The following is a 23,352-nucleotide window of genomic DNA, read 5'->3' on the forward strand; positions in this document are numbered from 1 at the left end:
TAAGTCTCATAAAATCAGCTTATCTGTTGGAGGGTTGCTAGTGGAATTGCTTTATAATTTCTTCTCCTCAGGGAATTTCATTCCACATGGCCATTGTTACCTGTGGAAACCAGAGTTAGTTTGGTTGCATATCTTAGCTAACACTCTCATTGCACTTTCTTACTACTCAATTCCCCTCACACTCATATATTTTGTTCGTAAAAGAGATGACATTCCATTTAAAGTAATTTTTCTATTATTTGGAGCTTTTATCATTTCTTGTGGAACCACACATTTGATGGAAGTGTGGACGCTTTGGCACCCTGTTTATTGGCTATCTGGTGCAATGAAAGCTATCACTGCACTAATTTCTTTATATACAGCAATTACTCTTATACCTCTAGTTCCCCAAGCGCTAGCTCTCCCCAGTCCTGCACAATTGGAAGCTGCATATATGGCTTTAAAAGATGAAAATGCAGAACGACAGCGAGTCGAGCAAGAGTTGAGACAATACAAAGAAACCTTAGAAGAATTAGTAGAACAACGCACTGCTGAACTAGCTAAAACTAATGAGCAACTCCAACAAGAAATTGTTCAACGTCAGCAATCTCAAGAAAAAATGGCTGAATTATTAAAAGCTGTAAAAAGTGCCAATCAAGATTTAAATGATTTTGCTTATGTAGTTTCTCACGATTTGAAAGCACCTCTGCGGGGAATTAGTTCATTATCGGAATGGTTGTTAAGTGATTATGGCGATCAATTTGATGATGAGGGACAAGAATTAGTCAGATTGCTCATTAGTAGAGTCAAAAAAATGTACGCTCTCATCGATGGAATTTTACAATATTCCCGCGCTGGTAGTTATCGAGAGGAAAAGACCCAAGTTAATTTAAATGATGTGGTGAGAGATGTAATCGATTTACTTGCGCCACCAGAAAATATTCAAATAGAGATTATAAGTACATTACCAATTATTAGCGCTGAAACAACAAGAATCAAACAAATTTTTCAAAATTTATTCAGTAATGCTATTAAATTTATCGATAAGCCACAAGGTAGAATAATTATTAATTGTACTGAAGATAATAGTTATTGGCAGTTTATTGTTGCTGATAATGGCCCGGGTATTGAAGAAAAGTATTTTACAAAAATTTTTCAAATGTTTCAGAAATTATCTAATGATGATAATTCAGATAGTACGGGAATCGGTTTATCTTTGGTCAAGAAAATTGTAGAGCTATATGGCGGTACAGTTTGGGTAGAATCGGAAGTGGGTCAAGGTAGCAAGTTCTTTTTTACGTTGAGGAAATAGCTATTACCTGACATTTATAAACCCGAATTTCTGAAAAATTCGGGGATTTGGACAGCGACTTTTGCTTGAGTAGGTGGTAATTAATAATATGATGCGTTACGCGATCGCTAACGCATCCTACTGGATTAATTATCTCCGCCTTTTTCTATAAACTGTCGCAAAATCTCACTGGGTTTTCTATCCCAAGTATCAATATGCTCATATATTAAATTATCTGAATTGAGCTTATAGGTGGAATAACCATTAAAAAATATCTTCGCTTTCCAGGGAACACGCAATATACCTCTCACTGTCCACTTAGCTAGAATCGTATCCTCGGCTGACTGATAGACTTCATGTAAATCAAAATAAATTTGCGTAAAAAATAGCTGCGCGTGAAATCTTAACGTCCAAAATATAATCCGATAGTTGAATTTATATTTAAATTTATTGACTGGATCGCGAAAGTAAATATTCTGCGTATAGATATCATAAGAAATATCTTTTTCAAACAGAGTTGGTAAATCTTGTTTGAGAATCTCAATTACCTGTTCTACCTGCATTATTATTCCCCAAATGTGATTAGAAAAGGTTTCTAAAAAATCTTACCAACTTCTGCCAAATTGATAATGTATTTCTGCTATCCGCACGACTTACTGTCAAATCAGCTAAAGTCGGAAATGACGCAGGTTGAGCATAGGGGCCATTCCGTAATAATTGACCTAAAGCATTATTATTTTCTCTTAAACCTTCATAAAAAAAGAAGACTTCTCCGTTAATACCGCGTTTACGATTGCAGTTAATTACTTTCAGAAGATGTTCAGGAGTAATACAGTAAGTACCAAGCTTCATTAAAACTCCTGGTGCTAACTTGGGTAAAGTTGCATCTGTAAATTGTTCAGAAATCAACTTATTAACAATACATTTGTAAATTTGGAAATCACGGCGGTAAATTTGTGGGTGAATCATGTCCACAATGCCACGATTTAGCCAGGTAGCTGAATCTTGTAAATACTCTTTAAATCCCCAATCATAAATATTGGGAGACATCGACACAATTAAATTAGGATTAATACTTTTAACTTCTTGATAGAGACGTGCTAAAAATTCTGTCAGAATATCCGCACGCCATTTTAACCATTGACTATCTTTAGGGTTTTGTGGCGGATTTTGGTTAAACTGCTGACGATAACGTGCGATTGTACCCTCATCATAACCACCTTCAGATGGTAATGCAGGAAAGCGATCATCGCCTTGAATGCCATCAACATCATAATTCTGCACAACTTCCCGTACTAAGCTCAATAAAAATTCTTGCACTTGTGGGTCAAGGGCATTCATCCACTCAAAGCCATTTTTCTTGAGTAGTTTACCATCGCGATCGCGCGCTGCCCATTCCGGTTTTGTTTGCAACAACATTCCACCATTCAGGTTATAAGAACTTGCAAAGCCGTATTCAAACCAAGGAATAACTTTCAATCCAACCCGCCGCGCTTGTGCAACTACTTCCGCTAAAGGGTCACGACTAGCAAAACTGGGGTCAATTTCTACCCCAAATGTTTGCTGCATCGTTGGACTGCGATACAGGGTGACACCTTTATTCCAAACCACAGGAAATACAACATTAAATCCTGTCTCAGCCAGAAAATCCATTGCCTCAGCAATGCGTTGCTGTGACTTGAGTACTTTACTATCGGTATTAGTCAGCCAGACACCACGTGTTTCTATTAAGCTCATGTGCGTATCTAAAAACAAAGCGTGCGCTACCTGCGTTAACCCCAGTGAGGAACGCAATTTTTAATTCACGACTAGCTGACTATACCGCGCTTTAATGGCCATATAAATACCATAAGCAATTAAACCCAATGCTACAAAGCCTAAAAGCCAAGGGCCATAGGGTTGTTGTGCCAAAGTCTGTAACGCCTCATCCAAGCCTCCCGCAGCTTGAGCGTTAGATTGTGTTGCAGCTTGAATAAAAAACCAGCCAATAATGCAGAATACAATTCCCCGGGCGACTAAACCAAAGCGACATATACCAATCATCCACTTACGTTCTTGATGACTCAACTGAGATAGATTGAATTCTCTTTGAAACTTAGTACTATAAGCTTTATAAAATTGATAAAAACCTAAACCAATAACGAACGCGCCGCCAGTTCCTACTAACCATTGTCCAAAAGGTTGAGAAAGTAGGCGTGCTGTCCAATCTTGAGTGGAGTTACTATTACCACTATTGCTAGAACCCAAGAGAATTTGCACAGCACTATAAGCTAGACCTGCATATATAAAACCATTGATTGCATAACTAATTCTCTGTGCTAAACCTTTAGCATCATTACCTTTATGTTCTGGATCTTTAATAGCCTCGACAAAGCGCCAAAGTACATATCCAATTAAACCAATTGCTACCAAAGCCAGTAAAATTTGTCCAAAAGGTTGTTCTACAAGTGTTTGTAAAGCACCTTTAGTATCAGTTGTTTTGCCACCTGTACCAAAAGCCACTTGTGCTGCTAGTAAACCAACGATAGCATAAACTATTCCTTTAGAAGCATAACCAAATCTGCCTAATCTTTCTACCCATAATGATGGGCGATCCATCAGATGTTGTGTCATGGTATTGTCCATAATTTATGCAAATTCTTTTAGCAAAATTCACATATTATTAACATCTATCTATTGGCAATATTTAGATTATCTCAAGATATATTTATCAATCTTATATTCATTAAATCTCTTACTGAAACTTTTCTTTTAACAGATGTTGTACGAAGTCTAAGAAAAGATAATGCAGTCATCTCTCAGATAAACCAACGGTATTTTATATCAATGGAGTAAGATTTATGACTGCTGTAGTTCAACCCACTTGGACACATGAATATATCACTACTAATGGCGTGAGATTGCACTATGTCAACCAAGGCGAAGGCCCTTTGATGTTGATGTTACATGGATTTCCAGAGTTTTGGTATTCCTGGCGGTATCAAATACCAGAATTCGCCAAAGATTTTAAAGTCGTTGCTCTGGATTTACGCGGTTATAACGATAGCGATAAACCAGAAGACAAATCTGCTTATGTAATGGCTAAATTTGTCAAAGATGTTAAGGGGGTAATTGAAGGTTTAGGATACGAAAAATGTGTATTAGTCGGACATGATTGGGGAGGTGCGATCGCCTGGAATTTCGCATATACTCATCCAGAGATGTTAGACAAGCTAATTATCCTCAATCTGCCACATCCGGCAAAATTTTCTCAAGGTTTACGCAATCCGCAACAAATGCTCAAAAGCTCTTATATGGCATTTTTTCAGTTACCTTGGTTACCAGAATTCGCTATTCAAATGGGAAATTATGCCCCAATTGAAGCAACTTTTAAAGGTATGGCAGTTGACAAAAATGCTTTTAGCCAAGCAGATATTGACGCTTATAAAAATGCTGCGGCCAAACCTGGTGCCCTTACTGCAATGCTCAATTATTATCGCAACATTTTCGACCAGAAACTCTTACAAGAAAATTGGGGAATCTTGCAAGTTCCGACGCTGATGATTTGGGGCGAAGATGATACAGCACTGGGTAAAGAACTGAGTTATGGTACAGAAGCCTACGTCCAATATTTTCAAATTAAATACATTCCTCACTGTAGCCATTGGGTACAGCAAGAAAAACCAGATTTAGTCAATCAGTATATGCGTGATTTTTTAAGCATTTAAATGTGCTTACTTTATCTTGTCTAGTCTTGTACTAGGCAAGATAAAAAATGTTAGCTTTTCCTAACAAAATACCGCAAAATGTACATTTGCTTAAAAAATTTTAACAAAAGTGTCCTGGGAACAAAATTGTAAATAAATAAGTCGTAAACATCCCCCTAAAATATAAGTAATTTTACAGTGCAGCATGAATACACCAAAGATTCACAATTTATGAAAAGCTTGTTATAGATAGATTCTGAGTCTTTGAATTCAAATTTTCTATAGCTGTCATAGCAGTTTGTACTATCAATTAACATTATTTTTTGAATTTAGTGAGATAATAGATTTGTGAGGAAAAGAACGGACATAATTTAAGTGCAAAGGGGGACAATTATGAAACTCCAGCTATTAGCGGCATTAGCCTTAGCGACTCCCCTGTTTTTTACTGGTGCAGTAAAAGCTGATAATCCGCAAGACTTGCAAAAGTTGTTGAGCACTGGGGAATGTGTAGGGTGTAATCTCCGAGGAGCCAACCTTAGTAGCGCTCATTTGATTGGTGCTGATTTAAGAGATGCAAATCTTCAAAATGCTAATCTTAGCGGCGCTAACCTTGAGGGTGCAGATCTCACGGGTGCAAACTTGTCAGGCGCTAACTTAACTTCAGCTTACATAACCAATGTGAATTTAAAGCAAGCCAATCTTGATAATGCCAATTTGACTCGCGCTAAAGTTTACGATTCCAATGTATATCGCGCTTCAATGGATAATCTGACTCTTACTGATGCAGAAATTTATCATACTGGTATCGGCATTGGTGGTGAAGACGCAGTAGAAATTCCTGATTGGAAATAGGCTGAACTAAGTAAGCATCAACACTACATAGAGTAGTAAATTGGGGATAAGCAAAATAACATTAACTTGCGATCGCTTATCCCTAAATTTCTCTACAAGAACTCAAAATATCGCCTCAGTGTTTCTGTGGATGAAATTTCTCTGGCTCTATTTATTCCTGAAGAGGTATAAGTACTAGGGTCTCAATCAATAAAATAGGGACTAGAGATTAGGAATGAGGGATGAGTATTTTTAATCAATACTTAAATCCTCAAAACTCAGCAATTTTTCCACCTAGTCCCTCATCTGAGAATTTCACAATTAAGGGCTGAAAATAACTCTTTTGTAGCCCCTGACCTACATATCACAAATCAGCTTATATGTCTAGTATATTTGAATACATAAAGAATTTTATTAAGTATTAATATCACTACCTATAGGTTCGATAACTAATTAGTGCTTAAGATAGCTTTAATATCCGCTGAAATCGAGCTTTAAACCTGTATAAATGAGAGGTGGACTGACTTTTGCAAGATTTGTACTTCTAATAAGTACGATAATGGGCAATTGGCATGACATGGGATAATAGCAACCTGAGGATTCCAGTTGATTTAAGACCGCAGAACTCAGAAAGCTAATTTAAACAGCTCCTTACCGCCTTCTGAACTTCTATCCTCCTACTGACTTCCTACCCTGTAGTTGATCAAGTAGTAGTTAAGGGGCAATTATGGTGATAGGACACTAAAACCCTTTTGAACCCCAAACTCAGTTGTACAGATGCATTCATACATCGCCTAATCAACAGCCTTTTGGTTGTAATTGTCCAGATTAGAGAAACTCAACTGTTACAATTTATGGAAACGAAAATGCCAGAACCGGAATACACAGAAACCAAGTCCTCAGAGACCACGATGACAGATATCAACAACCAAACAGGAACCATAACCAAGCTCCAGCCTCCCGCGCAGTCCCAAGAACAATGGCTCAAGTACGGAGAACAGATTTCAGGCTTTTTAGGCACACTCCCTGAATATCTGGGTAGCTTCTTCAATCAATACAAGCAGCCGTTGATTTCCGTAGGTTTAATTGTAGGCGCAATTGTTGCTGTTAGGGTACTTTTGGCGATATTAGACTCTTTGAACGATATTCCTTTGGTAGCGCCTACCTTTGAATTGATCGGTATTGGTTACTCAGCCTGGTTTGTTTACCGTTATTTACTCAAAGCTTCAACTCGGAAAGAGTTAACCAACGAAATTACAACTCTGAAATCACAGGTTGTTGGCAAAAGCGTTTCCGAGTAATTTATTAGCGATCGCAATTTTTCAGCCTAATATGTCAGCTTGACCCTGCTATTAGCTATAAATCTGACTAAAAGCGATCGCAATCAAGTTCGGTTATATATCAATACGGTTCAGATGAGTATTTTGCATCTCTCTCGTGATTTGGGAAAAGGGTAATGGGAAAAAGGGTAAGGGTGAATTTAATCCTTTTCCCCTTTTCCCTTTCCCCCTTAACCGAACTGTATTGAGTTAGATATCTCCCACTCTTTAATGGTGCGGAGTCTACATATAAATAAAGGGAGTCTGTGAAAGCAGACTCCCTTTATTGTCTGAGTATTTTCTACCTTACTGCGGTACACGGACAATATTTTTCGATGGAATTTTTTCCAATCTTCCCATTTTGACTAAAGCTTGATAGACCATTGCGGCTACTTCAGCGCGGGTAGCTTCTCTGTTGGGAGCAAAGATATCCGAATCTGGATAGTTAACAACTAGTCCATTAACAGTAGCAGCTGCTATTTTCTCAGTGGCATATTTAGGAATATCTTTAGCATCTTTATATACTGTTAAAATCTTCTCTGGTGATGCAGGTGTTTTGAGATTTAAACCACTAACCAAAGCCACCAAAACTTGTACTCGCGGAATCTTTTGTTCTGGTTGAAAAGTTTGGTTAGGATACCCTTTCAAAAATCCTGCACTAATAGTTTGGTTAATTGCAGTATTTGCCCAAGATTTATCCGTGACATCTTTAAACTTGAGTTTATTCTTAACTGGCTTATATTCAAACGCTCCTTGCAATATAGCTGCAAACTCAGCACGGTTCACAGGTTGATTTGGTCGGAAAGTATAATCTGGGAAACCTTTGATAATACCCCGCGAAGACAGAACATTAATAAAACCCAGACCCCAAAAATCAGCCGGGACATCATTAAATGCTATGGGTGGCGGGATGGTTAACTTTGGTTTTGAGGGAGTTACCAGAGAAAATGGTTCGGGATTGACTGTGACAGAAGATGGTACAGGCCCTTGTGCTTGGGGGGAAATAGTTGGCGCAACTTCAGCAGGTAATAAAACTGAGGTTGCAGGGGCCTGGTTAACCAGAGAGGGATAGCTGCTAGGTACAACAATAGGTGCAGGTAGAGGCGATCGCAAATTATCTACATCTGTATCTGCTTCTGGTTGTACTGTCGGAACAGGCGAGGGTGAAACTGGTTTTTGCTGAGTCGTAGCTGAGGTTTTTGGGGATAGAGATAGTAAACCGTTAAAATCCCAGCTAGTATCTTTACGGGATAACGACCAAAATAAAACCGCGCCAATTGTGCTAAAAGCGACCAGAACGGCAATAAATTCGTCAAAACCAAGGGCAGTTTTTGGGGATGACTCAGGATCGGGAGGCGTATTTGTCATCTTAGGCACCGTACAATCAGTACACTAGACATCCTAAATTAAGTTTATCGATCAAATATTAATACCCCCATTGAATTTTTGGGGGCTTCTGAAATGCTGACTAATAATTTAAGTTATTAAACTATATGTAGAAAAAACTACATTTATTTCAAATCCAGCAATCCTTCTTCCTTCAACTTGGGATTGAAGCGAATCGGCGTTTGTAAACCCCGGCTTTCCAATATCGCTAAAATCTCCGCTTCAACTCGCCGTGCGACATTTTTCAAGATTTTCATCTGTGCCAATTCATCATTGACAGGATTTTGATAATTTTCCTGTTCTGCGGCTGTCATCATCGCTTTCGCATTGATGGCGGTTGTCCATTCGGCTTTGCGATCGCTATTTCCCAATGGCACAGTACCATTTTCTGCAATCCAAGCCTGCTCAATATTTTCTAAAATAGCGCGGCTGGGACGGTCAATAGTTTGAACTTTGACAAAGTAGCATTGTTGCGGCTGACGTACTAAATGCTGCTTGAGGCTAACGTAAACATCGCGAGAGTAGCCAACGAATTGCAGTACTTTGTCTTGGTCAAAAATGGCATAGACTCCAATTTTACCTTGAAACTGTTCAGGTATTTGCCCATGATCATCTATGTAATTGACATAATCTAGCGTCGCCAACAACGGAATATTTGTTTCAGTAGCCATAAGCTAAATTGAAGTTGAATAATTTTCTCACTAAACAGAAGGTCAAAATAAAATTAAACAATTTTGTAAATTGCACAAAGGCGGCTGGGCTGAAAAATTTTGGCATTAAACATAAAGTTTGGCGGTACGTTGATAATAGCGTATTCTTTAGACTCATGATATTTTTCAAATTCTCTAGGCATTCCTTTAGGAGTATTTAAACTATAAGGAACTGGCTGAAAAAGTAGTTTTGTAAATTCAACTTTTGCACATTTTAATTGTTGAGAAATTTGTTGAATAAATGTCTCATTGGTTAATAATTTATATAGATTCTCTTGAAGTTGGGGTTCCAGGGAAAAACTGCTATCAAAGTTTTGAACAATCTTGAGAGACATAATATTTACTCGTCATTAACAACTTAATAACAGATGACATTCGCCAGCAATCGCCTCACAAATTACGAATTACGAATTACGCATTACGAATTGGTATTAAGTAATGATTAGCTCAACAAACTCTGTCATCAATTCATTTTAGTGGGGCTAGTGAATTTGTAACTCATAATTTTTATAACAACAAAAAAGGCAAAAGAAAATTTTCTTTTGCCTTTAGTTAATTTCTACCTGTTCAGGTTTTTATTCGTAATCGTCCTCATCATCGTCATCATCATCCTCGTAGTCATCATCATCTACAAGGTCGGTGATTTCATCGGCGATTAAGTCATCATCATCCAAAATAGAGCGTTCTGTACGTCTGGTAGCACCAAAAGTAGGTTCAGTCAGAGACGGAGCATCTAAATTGTAGGTACGAGCTGTGCGATCATCTAGCACCATATCTAACGGATCGTCTACTTCATCTAAGACGCTGCTGCTATCTAGTGCAGCGTAATCATCAATGGCTCCTGTTTCTTCATAGGCATTGTAGCCAGTACCAGCAGGAATCAAGCGTCCGATGATCACGTTTTCTTTTAACCCCCGCAGCCAGTCAGATTTACCTTCAATGGCAGCTTCGGTTAAGACTCTGGTGGTTTCTTGGAAAGAAGCAGCAGAAATAAAGCTGTCGGTGTTCAAGGATGCTTTGGTGATCCCTAATAATACGGGGGTATACTGTGCCCTAGCACCGCCAGTAATAGCCATTGCTTCGTTCACCTGCTCAACTTGGCGCAATTCCACCAATTCACCGGGAAGCATAGTGGTGTCACCACCATCATCAATCCGAACTTTGTTGGTCATCTGGCGAACAATCACTTCGATGTGTTTGTCAGCAATATCAATACCTTGGGATTGATATACTAACTGCACTTCGTTCACCAAGAAGGTTTGCACTTTTTGTAAAGCATGGCTAGCGCAAGCGTAGACTCCATCTTCGGAACCCAGGCTAAAGAAAACTTCCAAAATTTCGTGGGGGTTAGAAGGGCCATCACTGAGGGGCTGTCCTGCAGTTACATGGGAACCATCTGTTACCACTAAGTTTTGTCCAGGGCCGAGAGGATAGTCTGTGACTACTCCATTCGGTTCTACTACTTTAATTGCGATCGCTTCATCACCATCGCCGTAAACTACCTTAACTTCACCAGCCCGACGGCATAAGATACAAGCTTCTTTGGGTTTCCGGGCTTCTAGTAGTTCTTCAATCCGGGGCAAACCTTGGATAATGTCCCCAGTTTTAGCACGTTCAAATACCAGCAACACCAAGTTATCACCACGCTGTACCAAATCGCCGTCTTCGATTTGCAACACAGCACCAGGGCTGACTCGATAGGGACGACCGATACGGATATCAACGGAGTAATTTTTAGTACTGAGTGCTGATTCACCAGCAGCAGAACTAGCGGCCGTATTCCTGATATTTATGACTTGCCCAGATTCAGGAGCAAAGATGCCAGGAGCGATTTCTGCACCTTCGACTAACAAGTCTCCTACCTTCAGGTTGGGTTGGACGTTAGTATTGATTGTGATTTTGTCAACGCTGTCACGTAAAACTAGACAACGGCGGACGTTTTCTGAGCCTTTCTGTACACCCCGTACTGTACCGCCTTCTTTACACAAGATTTGGGTACTGGCGACAACTGCACCAGGGGCGATGGTTTGTCCATCCTGTACTTCTAGTGAAGTTTGGGTACTACCTTGAGTAGCGTCAGCGGTAATATCGCGACGAATCACCAAAGATTCCAAAATTACTAACTGCAAGCGCTGCAGATCTGCATCGTCAGAATCGGGTATTAATTCAATATCAGCTGCTAAGGGAGAAGCATTGTGGTCTTGTTCGCCTTCTTGCTCGATTTCCAAAACTAGTTGGGTACGCAGCAGTTCTACGCCTTCTACAGACTTGACACGTTCAGAATCTTTGTAAGGTAGTCTTTGTACTGCCCGTAACTGAATTGAACGCCCAGTTTGTTGGCTAACAGATGTGGTGGATGGCACATCTGGGTTGGTAGGAACAGCAAACTCCACTACGGGGCGGCTCAATAAAGCTGGGCCTTCTGGAGACTCCACATACTGGATATAGCGCAATTCGGTAGCTACTGTACCTTGGAATTCTTCTCCGGGTTGAATGAAGGTATTGTCTCGACCGATGACTGCTTCGGGATCGTCTACCATCAGCAGTTCACCTGGCTTAATCACGACTTCCCGCAAGATGTCGTTTTTCTGAGTAACTTCAATTACACCACTGTTTTGGCAGAAGATATCTTTCACGACTTCGGTGCCAGCTTCCACGAACTGTCCATCTTCCACCAACAGCAAGGAGATGTCTTTGTTGACTTCGTGGGTTTCTTCGGGAATCCACAGCAGGGTACCACCCTGTACTACTTCATAACCGAGCTTGGCTTTACCTTTTTTCTGAACTTCTACACCCGCGAATTTCAGGAAGCCCCCAGTGGTGGTGCGATAGCGGTCATCAATTAATTCCGCTACTACTTGACCATTCTGCACTTTTGTGCCTGGTGTAGCTCTGAGGTTAAATACTTGGTTATTACCAGTAGTAACTAAGTAGTTGTTGCGACCTTGGGAGCTTTGAACTGTGACAGTAGCTTGGTCTAAGACGACAGAAGCAGTAATAATTTCAATTTCTCTAGTGCTCTTACCAGGGGTAGCTTCTGGCAAGCGGACTGTACCACCGTGCAAGGTAGTGAGTTTGGTTTCTGCTAATACACCATTAGAAGCGATCGCATCCCCATTTTTCACTACTAATTCGGCACCAGGTGGTAAGTTATAGACTTCCCCAGACAAAATCCAAATCAAACCACCTCTAGCGGCTGTGGTGGTGGTGTTGCCTTGGCGGTCTGTTTTTTGTTCGGGTACAACTTCCGCAAACTGTACTTCCCCTGCCAAGTCTGTTGCTACGTCTTTTACCGCTTTTTCAGTATTGGCACGAGCTGTACGTCCACCAAGGGCAACTTCTGCTAGCAATTGCCCTTGTTTTACTTGGTTCCCATCAAATACATAAAGTGTCGAGCCTTGAGTTAGATGTACTTCTTGGGGAGGCGGGGTGTCGGTGCCGACTTTTTTCGGTTCCAAAATCAGGATACCGTTGGCCTCAACATACAGAGCATCTTCACCGTGACGGGTACGATATGCTCTTACCTTCAGCTTCCGAGGAATTTTGACAGTACCATCAATTTTTGAACGTACTTGTTGTGCGACTTCCCCAGTGAACACCCCACCTGTGTGGAATGTCCGCATGGTTAGCTGGGTACCAGGTTCCCCAATACTTTGGGCGGCAATAATCCCCACAGCTTCACCCAAGTCCACCATCTTGGCGTGGGCTAAACTCCAGCCGTAGCAATGTTGACAAACTGAACGTGCCGCTTCACAAGTGAGAGGCGATCGCGCCAATACTTCAGTTACCCCAGATTTTTGAATTTTTGCTGCCAATTCATCGGAAACTGGGGTATTCCTTGGTGCTATCACTTCTTTTGTCTTAGGATCTACCACATCTTCCGCCACTACCCGCCCATGTAAGCGAGTAGCTAGAGGAATTTTTGTTTTGCCACCTTCTACCATTGCCCGAATGGGAATGCCTCTGGTAGTACCGCAATCAAATTCCCGGATAATTACATCCTGGGATACGTCCACCAGACGACGGGTCAGATAACCAGAGTCAGCCGTCCGTAAGGCTGTATCTACCAGCCCTTTGCGGGCACCGTAAGACGAAATAATGTATTCCGTAACGGTGAGTCCTTCACGGAAGTTGGTTTTGATGGGTAAGTCAATAATTTCCCCTTGGGGATCTGCCATCAATCCCCGCATCCCTACCAGCTGCCGGACTTGGGAGATATTACCCCGTGCGCCAGAGAATGCCATCATGTACACGGAATTGAGGGGATTGGTCTTTTTAAAGTGAACAACTACCTCATCTTTCAGAGCTTCACTGGTACCGTTCCAGGTATCAATTACTTTTTGAAAGCGTTCTACTTCCGTAATTTCCCCACGTTGGTAACGAGCTTCAGTAGCGCGAATTTCTTCTTCAGCTGCTTCTAGCAGCGCCCGCTTGGAAGGTGGCACCATCAAATCATCGACACTGATAGATACCCCTGCTTTGGTGGCATAGCGAAATCCTAAGTCTTTCAGTTTGTCCGCCATGACTGCGGTACGCGCTGTACCGTAATTTACAAAAGACCAAGAAATTAAATTTCTCAGCTGGCCTTTATCAACTACGCGATTGCGGAAAATTGCCTGTTCGTTTGTCATTAGTGATTCATCCCCAAGTTAGCTTGCCAGTGCTTCCTGAATTGCTTTGTTGTAAATAACGCGGCCTGGTGTCGTGCGGACATACTGAGACAATAAATTTCCTTGAGCGTCTTCTCTGACTCGGCGGTATTTATACAGCAAAGTTCGAGTACCATCGCTGTTGTCTGTCACTTCCAGTGGTTCTGTGTCGGGCCCGTCTGATTCTACTTCTCCATCAAACCGCACGTAGATATAGGCGTGCAAGTCAATTTGCTCTTGCTGGAACGCCATAATTACGTCGTCAAGAGAAGCAAAATACCGGCCTGCCCCTTTGGTTGCACCAGGGTTTTCTGCAGTTAAATAATATGCTCCCAATACCATGTCTTGGCTGGGTGTAATAATTGGTTTCCCGGTAGCTGGCGACAAGATATTGTTAGAAGCCAGCATTAATAACCGCGCTTCTGCCTGACTTTCTAAAGACAAGGGTACGTGTACCGCCATTTGGTCACCGTCAAAGTCAGCGTTAAATGCCGGACAGACTAAAGGATGGAGTTGAATAGCTCTCCCTTCCACCAAAATTGGCTCAAATGCCTGAATCCCTAAGCGGTGCAGTGTCGGTGCCCGGTTCAGCAGTACGGGGTGTCCTTCAATCACTTCTTCCAGTACATCCCACACGCTGGGATCGTTACGAGAGATGAGTTTTTTCGCTGCTTTGATGTTGTTGACCATACCGCTGCGAATCAAGCGATTGATCACAAAGGGCTGAAATAGCTCAATTGCCATTTCTCTGGGCAAACCGCACTGGTGGATATTTAATTTTGGCCCCACCACAATTACAGAACGACCCGAGTAGTCAACCCGTTTACCTAACAAGTTTTGCCGGAAGCGCCCTTGCTTACCTTCAATAATGTCAGATAAGGACTTCAAGGGACGGTTATTGGCTCCGACTACAGTGCGTCCTCTCCGACCGTTATCAATCAAAGCGTCTACTGCCTCTTGCAACATCCGCTTTTCGTTCCGCACAATAATTTCTGGTGCCAAAATTTCTTGTAGGCGTGCCAGACGATTATTCCGGTTAATGACTCGGCGATACAAATCATTCAAATCGCTGGTGGCAAATCGACCACCATCGAGTTGCACCATTGGGCGTAAGTCTGGAGGAATCACAGGGATAACTGCCATTACCATCCACTCTGGTTTAGAACCCGTAGCGATGAAGTTGTCAATTACCCGCAGGCGTTTAATTAACTTGGCTCGCTTTTGTCCTTTAGCATTGCCAATTTCTTCCCGGAGGCTTTCAGCTTCTTGCTCTAAATTAATATCAGCGAGTAAGTGTAACAGGGCCTCAGCACCAATACCTACCTCTACACCTTGTAGCTGGGAATCTTCACTATAAATTTGGTCTTCAATTTCTAGCCACTGGTCTTCACTGAGTAGCTGCTTGTAGGTTAAGGTTTCGGCATTACCAGGGCTAAGAACAACATAAGAGTTGAAATAGACAATTTGTTCTACATCCCGCAAGGGCATATCTAGCAAAATGGAAATATAGCTAGGAATCCCTTTGAGGTACCAAACGTGAGCAACTGGGGCAGCGAGTTTAATATATCCCATGCGGTGCCGCCGCACCCGTGACTCGGTAACTTCTACACCACAGCGTTCGCAAACAATGCCTCTATGACGAACTCTTTTATATTTACCGCAATGGCATTCCCAATCTTTTGCTGGGCCAAAGATGCGTTCGCAAAATAAGCCGTCCATCTCTGGCTTGAGAGTACGGTAATTGATTGTTTCTGGCTTGGTAACTTCACCCACAACCTGACCATTAGGCAAAGTGCGTTCGCCCCACTGCCGAATGCGTTCTGGTGATGCCAAGCCGATTTTTACGTAGTCAAACTGATTGGTTTGGGCGTTTCTCATACTTAAGTGCTGAGTTCTGAGTTATGAGTATATTTAGTTTTTTGTTGAAAACTGGGCGTTAGACAAGGGGCATTGGGCATTAGGCATTGAGATTAATTTCTCTGCCCTATTCCCTATGCCCTATTGCCTAATCTTTATTCGTCATCTTCCAGTGATTCACGGGATAGAGATTCATAGGTGGGTCGAGGTGGTGTGCGACGAGCTGATTGGTCTGCCATCAAATCAACTTCCACATCTAAAGAACTACCATCTGCTTGGGTTTCTACTTTGTGGACAGCAATATCTAAGCCTAAAGATTGCAGTTCTCGCATCAACACCTTAAAGGATTCTGGCGTACCTGGTCTGGGGATAGCCTTGCCTTTGACAATGGCGTTGAGGGCTTCATTTCTTCCCTGCATATCATCTGATTTCACTGTCAGCAATTCTTGCAAGGTGTAAGCAGCACCAAAGGCTTCCAATGCCCACACTTCCATTTCTCCGAAGCGCTGACCACCTTGTTGTGCTTTACCACCCAAGGGTTGCTGCGTCACCAGAGAGTAGGGGCCTGTAGACCGGGCGTGGATTTTATCATCCACCAAGTGCACCAGCTTCAGCATATAAGCTACGCCCACGGTTACTGGTCGGTCAAAGGGTTCGCCAGTGCGGCCATCGAAGACCATGATTTTGCCAGGATCATCGGGGTTGTATACCCAATTTCTACCTGTTTCATCCCGTGCTTCTTGCAATTTGCCATGCACAATTCGGCGAGATGATTCTTCCCCATACATTTCATCAAAGGGAGTAATCTTAAACCTGACACCTAAGTTTTGTCCTGCCCATCCCAACAAACACTCAAACACCTGTCCGACATTCATCCGGCTGGGTACACCTAAGGGGTTGAGGACGATATCTACTGGTGAACCATCTGGTAAGTAAGGCATATCTTCTAAGGGCAAGATGCGGGAGATAATTCCCTTGTTGCCATGTCGTCCTGCCATTTTGTCGCCGACTTGGATTTTTCGTTTCTGGGCGACATACACCCGGACTACCATATTGGCACCTGGTGGTAGTTCATCTCCTTGTTCACGGGTAAATAGACGCACGTCAACAACGCGTCCTTTTTCACCGTTAGGAACTCGCAGGGAGTTATCGCGCACATCCCGGGCTTTTTCCCCGAAGATTGCCCTGAGTAGTTTTTCTTCTGGAGGTTGGTCAGATTCACCTTTGGGTGTAACTTTTCCAACTAAGATATCCCCAGCTTCTACCCAAGCCCCAATACGGATAATTCCTTGTTCATCTAGTTGCCGTAAAGCATCTTCCCCAACGTTAGGAATTTCTCGGGTAATTTCTTCTGGGCCCAGTTTGGTCTGTCTCGCCTCAATTTCATATTTCTCAATGTGAATTGAGGTGTAAACATCATCCTGAACTAACCTTTCGGAAATCAAAATCGCGTCTTCGTAGTTGTAGCCTTCCCAAGGCATATAAGCGACGACGATATTTTGACCCAGGGCTAATTCTCCCCCTTCTGTAGAGGAGCCATCAGCTAATACCTGACCAGCAACAACACGCTCACCTATCCTTACCAAGGGTTTTTGGTTAAGGCAGGTGTCTTGGTTGGAACGCTGATACTTGGATAGGGTGTACTTAATTTCTGAATTTGAGTTTTTGACGCGGACGCGAATTGTTGTGGCATCGACATAAACCACATCGCCATCAGTACGAGATACAATTACCATCCCGGAGTCACGAGCGCCTTGGGCTTCTAAGCCTGTACCCACTAATGGACGCTCTGGCTTGAGCAAGGGTACTGCTTGCCGTTGCATGTTGGAACCCATCAATGCCCGGTTTGCGTCGTCATGCTCCAAGAAAGGAATCATACTCGTAGCTACCGATACAATCTGTACGGGAGATACTGCTACGTAATCCACCTGCTCTGGGGTGGTGGTAGAGAATTCCTGACGATAGCGGACTGGCACTTGCGGGCCAATAATCATCCCATTTTCATCAACTGGGATATCCCCAGGAGCAACTCGCAAATCGTCTTCTTCATCGGCAGTCATGTAAGCTGGCTGCAGGTCAAACCTCACACGACCGTTTTCCACTGGTCTAAATGGAGTTTCCAAGAAGCCGTATTGGTTGACCCGCGCATGGGTTGCTAAGGAGCCAATCAAACCAGCGTTGGGCCCTTCTGGGGTTTCAATGGGGCAAATCCGTCCGTAGTGGCTGGGGTGGATATCTCGCACAGCAAACCCAGCTCTTTCTCTGGTTAAACCACCAGGGCCAAGGGCAGAGAGACGGCGTTTGTGAGTCAGTTCTGCTAAGGGATTGGTTTGATCCATGAACTGACTTAATTGACTGGAGCCGAAGAATTCTTTAATGGCGGCGACCAGTGGTTTGGGGTTGACTAGGGAGGCTGGGGTGAGAACTTCTGCATCGGATACTGTCATCCGTTCCCGAATTATTCTCTCTAGGCGGTTTAAACCTACACGTACTTGGTTTTGTAGCAGTTCACCAACACTCCGCACCCGGCGATTGCCCAAATGGTCAATGTCGTCAATGCTACCGATGTCATATTCCAGATTGATCAGGTAGTCTACTGCGGCCAAGATGTCGCCAGGGGTTAAGACGCGCATGGTGTCAGGAACCGACAGCCGTAATTTTTTGTTGAGCTTATAGCGCCCTACACGACCCAAATCGTAACGTTTAGGGTCGAAGAATCGGGAATCTAACAACTGCTGTCCACCCAAAACTGTAGGTGGCTCACCAGGACGCAATTTGCGATATAACTCCATTAGGGCTTCTTCTTCCGAAAATTGCCCTTCTTTTTCAATGGTTTTTTGGAAATACTCAGGGTGTCGTAAAGCGTCAAAGATTTCGTTATCTGATAAACCTAGGGCTTTTAACAGCACTTGGGCTGAGAGTTTGCGGGTTTTATCAATCCGTACCCACACTAGATCGTTACGGTCTGTTTCAAATTTCAGCCACGCACCCCGATTGGGAATTAAGCTAGCTGAATAGGTGCGGCGACCGTTTTTATCAATTTCTGATTTGTAATAAACTCCAGGCGATCGCACAATTTGGTTGACGATTACCCGTTCGGCACCGTTAATAATGAAAGTACCGCGATCGGTCATCAACGGCAGATCGCCAATAAAGACTTCTTGTTCTTTAATATCCCCGGTTTCTTTGTTGAGTAGCCTTGTGGGAACATACATTTGGACGGCGTATGTACTATCTCGCCGTTTGGCTTCTTCGACACTGTACTTTGGTTCTTTAAGTTTGTAGTTTTGACCTAAAAAGTGCAGTTCTAGTTTGCCAGTGTAATCTGTAATCGGACTAAAGGAGTTTAGTTCTTCTATTAGCCCTTCTTCTAAAAACCAACGGAAGCTGGAACGCTGGATTTCAATCAAGTCGGGCAACAGAAAGGCGGGTTCAATATATGTTTCGTTTGTCATGCCTCTACCTTTGTCAACCTGGTTAAACTTACCATTGGACACTGCTGTTTCACGGTTCCCACCGCTAGCCAGTGTCCGTAGCTGTTTGGGAACTTCTCCTTAACGCCACCTGCTAGAGCGCAGGTACGGGCAAACGCAGAAATTAAAGCTGGAAAGTGCTATCTTGACAAGGGGGAAAGTACTCCCTTAAAAGTGACCATTATAACTAATAACCAGCTACTAGGTTGATTGCTCAAAAGCAGATGGTTGAGATAGTCTGGAATTAAATTGGCTGTCGTCACTTCCCCTCCCACAAGCGCGTTAATTAGACTCCGCAGCTTTGTTCTGTTGTGTCTTCAATACCCCTCTATATTTAGACTCACGGTGATATCCTAAAACTAAGAAACCGAGTGGCTGTTAACCGACTCTGGATTAGTATGTCTTTTTCTTGCTGGGTTATTCTCACAAGGCAATTACGTTTAACAGTTTTCTATAGGTGAAATACGGAAAAGGTATTTTTTTGAAAGCGTCTAGCTCAACCTACTATATTTTCAGGCTTGGCGATCGCGGCTCGTACATCCGCTTGTAGAGATAGGAGGATGATCGACCCCTGTAAATTAGCAGCTTAGTTACCCAAAGGGGAACTGCTCTGGGGGTGGCGATGGTCAAGTTGATAACAGGTTACTACCAATCTTAGAAGTATTGATTTCCTTCCTTTATCATTATGGCGCAAGCAAAATGTTTTGGAGGAAATAATTTTAGCATATTTCCGTCCTCCGAGGTGTTTATTTATTTTTACACAGCTAACTACACTTACAGGTACAGTCTATAGTACCAGACCAAATAATTCACAAGCATTTTGGGTAGTTTGATTAGCTATCTCTTCTACTGTTTTCCCACGCAGTTGGGCTATGCTCTCTGCTACATAACGGACGTAAGCAGGTTCATTCCTACCTGTACCTCGTTTGGGGACGGGAGCGAGAAAAGGACAGTCTGTTTCAATGAGCAAGCGATCGCTCGGTACCATTGCGGCGGTAGCTTGGATCTGCTTGGCGTTTTTGAAGGTAACTGTCCCGCTAAAGCTAATGTAAAACCCTAAGTCAATAAACCATTGAGCTTCTTCAGGTGTTCCACCCCAACAATGCATTACACCCCGTAATTTTTCTCCTTTTTGTTCTCGCCATTTTTGCAACACTTCTCTTACCTGTGCCGCAGCATCACGACAGTGGATAATTATCGGTAAATTAAGTTCAGTGGCGATCGCTAATTGCGCTTCAAATACCATGCGCTGTTGCTCATAGTTATCTGCTTTACGCAAATCCAGCCCCATTTCCCCCATTGCTACTACTTTCGCGTCAGATTGCGCCAACTTTGAGATTTCATCGGCTGTCTGATCAGTCCATTGTTTAGCATCTAAGGGATGTAAACCTACGGCAAAGCTGAGTTCGGGAAACTCATGTGCTATGGCTTGGATACTGGGAAATTCTGATGGTTCGACGCAGGAATGTATTAAATGCACTACACCTGCTTCTTGCCATCGCGATCGCACTGCTGCTAAATCTTGTTGAAAAACGTCAAAGTTAATGTGAACGTGGGTGTCAATTAGCTGCATTTTGGTTTAAGAGTCATTAGTCATTAGTCATTAGTCATTAGTACCAGACTAATGACTAAATGATTTTGGACTACTGTGCGGTTTGTGTAAGTGGTTTGAGTTTATGAGCCAATCTTGACTTTTTCCTGGCCCCATTGTTGGGATGAAGTACACCTCGCTTGACAGCTTTATCAATTTTGCTGTAAGCCTCAGCCAACCGCTCCTGTACTTGTTGATTTAATTCAGGAGTGGGATTAGCAGCATAAAGTTGTACTGCACTAAGGTACTTCTTCATCAGCGTCTTAACAGCTGATTTATATGCTTTATTACGCAAACGATTACGTTCTGCGATTTCGGCGCGCTTGAGAGCAGACTTTGTATTCGCCACAGTCAGTTCCAAAAAGACTATTAATATGTACACACACTACTAGATTTACTAATATAGCATCCAGATCGCCAATGTTAAGATTTCCGAAAAAATATCACTGCTGAGTTTTTTAGAAATATGGGATATGGGGCATTGGGCATTGGGCATTGGGCATAGAGATTGGATACTTTATTGAGTGGGAAATCCCTGCTCTATCTCAGATCTTTGCCGTTGTTGACTGGTACTGCAGTTTTGGCGGGGGTTTTAGATGTGCCTTCAACATGAGAAATGCGTTAAGATAAATTACTCCCATAAAGAATCATAGTTATCTTAGCTTCCTGGCGGATGCGTTAGGAGTCAACTTGCCGATGTACTATCTCTAGATCTCAGAGGCAAATAAGTATTACTAGTTACAGTTAAAGGTGAAAATTTAGAGATTGAACACATTGTTTCGCAATCGCTTTTAGCTAGTAAAATTAAGAAAAGTCAGTAAAAATTATACTCAGTCCCTAACTAAGTTCTCGATTCAGAGTGAATCGATGTGCAAACACATGATATCTATACTGGCGGGCAATTGAGTGATGGGATCAAAGGGTAGTGGAACTTGGCACGCCAACTCCCTGCTACAAGCCACTAAAGCTTGTGGGAATGAGCAATGAAGTCGCCTACTCAAGCAATACAGCAGTGAGAACACTGGAAGTATCAAAAAAATCCAGGTTAAGCTAGAGAAGAGAATTAGCGTCAGCTTGGTACCTCTTGGGGGAAAAAGCAAGACTGATTCTCAGGCGGGAACATTCTAATTTTGGCATTGTCCTTACTCCATGCTGCGAATCATTACTCAGCAGGCAGACGTTATAGCAGAACTACAACGTATCTGCGATCGCACCCATGATGACCAGGTGCTTCACAAAGAGGCAACGGTGCGAGAAGTGTTACAAGCAGTGAAGCGCCAAGGCAACAAGGCTGTGTTGCATTATACAGCCGAATTTGACAACCAAACTCTCAAGCCAGAGGAACTGCGCGTTACAGGTTCAGAACTAGATGCAGCTTACCAACAAGTTTCTCAAGAGTTGCTGGCAGCGATTCGGCTGGCTTGCCAACAAATTGAAGCCTTTCACCGTAAGCGAGTACCAAAAAGTTGGGTAGAATTTGGTGATGATGATGTAGTACTGGGCAAACGCTACAACCCTGTGGATCGTGCTGGTTTATATGTGCCTGGTGGTCGCTCTGGCTATCCTAGCACGGTACTGATGAATGCAATTCCGGCCAAGGTGGCTGGTGTACCGCGCTTAGTTATGGTAACCCCTCCAGGAGCAGGCAAAGCAATTAGCCCGGCTGTTTTAGTCGCAGCTCAAGAAGTTGGGATTCAAGAAATTTATCGCGTTGGGGGCGCACAAGCGATCGCGGCTTTAGCCTATGGTACAGAAACAATTCCTAAAGTTAATGTCATTGCTGGCCCAGGGAATATTTATGTGACACTGGCAAAAAAATTGGTCTATGGTACTGTCGGTATTGATTGTTTAGCTGGGCCAAGCGAAGTGCTAATTATTGCTGATGAAACCGCAAATCCCGTACATGTGGCTACTGATATGTTAGCACCAGCCGAACATGACCCAATGGCAGCAGCGATTTTGTTGACTACGGATGCGGCTTTGGCAAAAAACGTACAAGTTGCCGTGGAAAGACAATTGGTAGATCATCCCCGCAGAATAGATACAGAAAAAGCGATCGCTCACTATGGCTTAATTGTGATTGTAGAATCTCTCGATGCCGCAGCAGAACTCGCTAATGAGTTTGCCCCTGAACATTTAGAATTAGAAATTCAAGACCCTTGGGAATTACTACCAAAAATTCGCCATGCTGGGGCAATTTTCTTAGGAGACTCTACACCGGAAGCTATCGGGCATTATTTAGCTGGGCCAAATCATACTTTGCCTACCTCTGGTGCAGCTCGTTATGCTTCGGGGTTGGGTGTAGAAACTTTCATGAAACACTCCAATATTATTCAATATTCCCAATCTGCATTGCAGAAGGTAGCTGGTGCAATTGATGTATTGGCAACAGCAGAGGGATTCCCATCTCACGCCGATTCAGTAAGAAGACGAATTCAGCGTGAAGAATGATTGAAAGTGCAGAATTTTTGCTTATACTTTTGGTAAAAGTCAATAGATGGCTGCAAACCAAAAGTTTGGCTAATCAGGTCATATAGAAACTTGGTTGACAGCTAGTTGTTGGTATAGCTGCCAACAAAC

Annotated in this window: 14 protein-coding genes and 1 pseudogene; 5 read left to right on the plus strand and 10 right to left on the minus strand. The window is 42.7% G+C overall.

From position 1 onward, the window contains the following. Positions 1-40: 40 nt before the first annotated feature. Entirely contained in the window at positions 41-1,291 is a 1,251-nt protein-coding gene (locus HGR01_RS31150) for a sensor histidine kinase (RefSeq protein ID WP_369792166.1), read from the plus strand. Positions 1,292-1,416: 125 nt separating this feature from the next. On the opposite strand, the gene HGR01_RS31155 is transcribed toward HGR01_RS31150, so the two are convergent. Genes HGR01_RS31155 through HGR01_RS31165 form a run of 3 tightly spaced genes read right to left on the minus strand, consistent with a single transcriptional unit; the run spans position 1,417 to position 3,883 of the window. After that, positions 1,417-1,833, minus strand: coding sequence for a DUF2358 domain-containing protein (locus HGR01_RS31155; protein WP_045868376.1), 417 nt, complete (start codon positions 1,831-1,833; stop codon positions 1,417-1,419). A 19-nt stretch (positions 1,834-1,852) separates the two neighbouring features. Continuing rightward, positions 1,853-3,007 (minus strand): glycoside hydrolase family 10 protein, encoded by a 1,155-nt coding sequence (locus HGR01_RS31160; RefSeq protein WP_045868375.1) that lies wholly within the window; start codon positions 3,005-3,007, stop codon positions 1,853-1,855. Between the two features lie 60 nt (positions 3,008-3,067). Next, the gene (locus HGR01_RS31165; RefSeq protein ID WP_045868908.1) at positions 3,068-3,883 is read right to left on the minus strand and encodes a DUF1206 domain-containing protein; all 816 of its coding nucleotides are present in this window, start codon (positions 3,881-3,883) and stop codon (positions 3,068-3,070) included. Positions 3,884-4,110: 227 nt separating this feature from the next. Between HGR01_RS31165 and HGR01_RS31170 the strand changes: the two genes are divergently transcribed. The 3 genes from HGR01_RS31170 to HGR01_RS31180 all read left to right on the plus strand — a co-directional run bounded on the left by HGR01_RS31170 (position 4,111) and on the right by HGR01_RS31180 (position 7,088). Continuing rightward, positions 4,111-4,977 carry an alpha/beta fold hydrolase gene (locus HGR01_RS31170; RefSeq protein ID WP_045868374.1) on the plus strand — a complete coding sequence of 289 codons (867 nt, stop codon included), beginning with the start codon at positions 4,111-4,113 and terminating at the stop codon, positions 4,975-4,977. Between the two features lie 372 nt (positions 4,978-5,349). Beyond that, positions 5,350-5,808, plus strand: coding sequence for a pentapeptide repeat-containing protein (locus HGR01_RS31175; RefSeq protein ID WP_045868373.1), 459 nt, complete (start codon positions 5,350-5,352; stop codon positions 5,806-5,808). A gap of 845 nt (positions 5,809-6,653) precedes the next feature. After that, the gene (locus tag HGR01_RS31180) at positions 6,654-7,088 is read left to right on the plus strand and encodes a CAAD domain-containing protein (protein ID WP_045868907.1); all 435 of its coding nucleotides are present in this window, start codon (positions 6,654-6,656) and stop codon (positions 7,086-7,088) included. Positions 7,089-7,412: 324 nt separating this feature from the next. Here the strand turns inward: HGR01_RS31180 and HGR01_RS31185 are convergent, their stop codons facing one another. The 7 genes and pseudogenes from HGR01_RS31185 to rpsT all read right to left on the minus strand — a co-directional run bounded on the left by HGR01_RS31185 (position 7,413) and on the right by rpsT (position 21,121). Further along, positions 7,413-8,474 (minus strand): S-layer homology domain-containing protein, encoded by a 1,062-nt coding sequence (locus HGR01_RS31185; protein ID WP_045868372.1) that lies wholly within the window; start codon positions 8,472-8,474, stop codon positions 7,413-7,415. A gap of 143 nt (positions 8,475-8,617) precedes the next feature. Further along, positions 8,618-9,163, minus strand: coding sequence for a GIY-YIG nuclease family protein (locus HGR01_RS31190; RefSeq protein WP_045868371.1), 546 nt, complete (start codon positions 9,161-9,163; stop codon positions 8,618-8,620). A gap of 53 nt (positions 9,164-9,216) precedes the next feature. Further along, complete coding sequence (locus tag HGR01_RS31195; protein WP_045868370.1) at positions 9,217-9,537, minus strand: hypothetical protein; 321 nt, start codon at positions 9,535-9,537, stop codon at positions 9,217-9,219. Between the two features lie 240 nt (positions 9,538-9,777). After that, positions 9,778-15,729, minus strand: a pseudogene (locus HGR01_RS31200) (DNA-directed RNA polymerase subunit beta''). A gap of 134 nt (positions 15,730-15,863) precedes the next feature. Then, on the minus strand, positions 15,864-19,163 hold the full coding sequence (gene rpoB, locus HGR01_RS31205) for a DNA-directed RNA polymerase subunit beta (protein ID WP_045868367.1): 3,300 nt from the start codon (positions 19,161-19,163) through the stop codon (positions 15,864-15,866). A gap of 805 nt (positions 19,164-19,968) precedes the next feature. Then, complete coding sequence (locus tag HGR01_RS31210) at positions 19,969-20,754, minus strand: TatD family hydrolase (protein WP_045868366.1); 786 nt, start codon at positions 20,752-20,754, stop codon at positions 19,969-19,971. Positions 20,755-20,824: 70 nt separating this feature from the next. Beyond that, positions 20,825-21,121, minus strand: a complete 297-nt coding sequence (gene rpsT / locus HGR01_RS31215; RefSeq protein WP_045868365.1) for a 30S ribosomal protein S20 — start codon at positions 21,119-21,121, stop codon at positions 20,825-20,827. 800 nt (positions 21,122-21,921) lie between these two features. Here rpsT and hisD point away from each other — a divergent pair. Further along, positions 21,922-23,223: a histidinol dehydrogenase gene (hisD, locus tag HGR01_RS31220; RefSeq protein ID WP_045868364.1), complete on the plus strand. Its 1,302-nt coding sequence runs from the start codon at positions 21,922-21,924 to the stop codon at positions 23,221-23,223. Positions 23,224-23,352 lie beyond the last annotated feature (129 nt).

Source organism: Tolypothrix sp. PCC 7712 (assembly GCF_025860405.1).
Classification (GTDB): Bacteria; Cyanobacteriota; Cyanobacteriia; order Cyanobacteriales; family Nostocaceae; genus Aulosira; species Aulosira diplosiphon.